The sequence below is a fragment of the Flavobacterium sp. P3_A6 genome (genome assembly GCF_056403035.1).
In genome coordinates this window covers 1-542 of record NZ_JBFUGG010000083.1, presented here as the reverse complement: position 1 = coordinate 542, position 542 = coordinate 1, and the positions used below count along the sequence as shown (strand labels likewise).

At 67.5% G+C, this 542-nt stretch carries 1 protein-coding gene; it reads right to left on the bottom strand.

The window, feature by feature from the left end; all coding sequences use genetic code 11:
- Positions 1–77: 77 nt before the first annotated feature.
- Positions 78–542, bottom strand: a 465-nt coding sequence (locus tag AC1DVP_RS21425) for a VOC family protein (protein ID WP_477185492.1), incomplete at its 5' end; no start/stop codon positions are given.

Here is a 542-nt window from a genome sequence, read left to right as displayed (position 1 = left end):
GACCACCTCGTCCCCGGCATCGCCGAGAACGATCCCTGCGTGCTGCTCCCCTCCGTGCCGGTACGAGGCGAGCTTCATCAGCCTCGGCCCTGGACCGCGTAGGGGTTCAGCAGCGCGTCCTCCGTACCGGGCAGGACGCCCTCCTCGGTTGCCGTCGGGTGGCCGGGGTCGTGAGGGAAGGACTCCGTCATCGACATCGGCATCGCGGAGTTCCGGTAGATGCTGTTGGAGCCGGTCGACGGCGTCCAGTCGTTCGGCGTCCAGTCGGGCACGTAGTTGCGGTAGCCGCCCGAGTTCAGCTCCACCCGCAGGCGCGACGGCTCCCGGAAGTAGAGGTAGGTCTGCTCGCCGATCCCGTGGATCGACGGTCCGTACTCGATCTCGACGCCGTTCTCCATCAGCACGTCCGCCGTGCGGACCAGCTCGGTGTCCGAGTCGGTCCAGAACGCGATGTGGTTGACGCGGCCCGGGATGCTCGACGAGTCCAGGACGACCCCGAGGTCGTGCGACTTCTCGTTGGTCGTGAGGACCCCAAACACGGT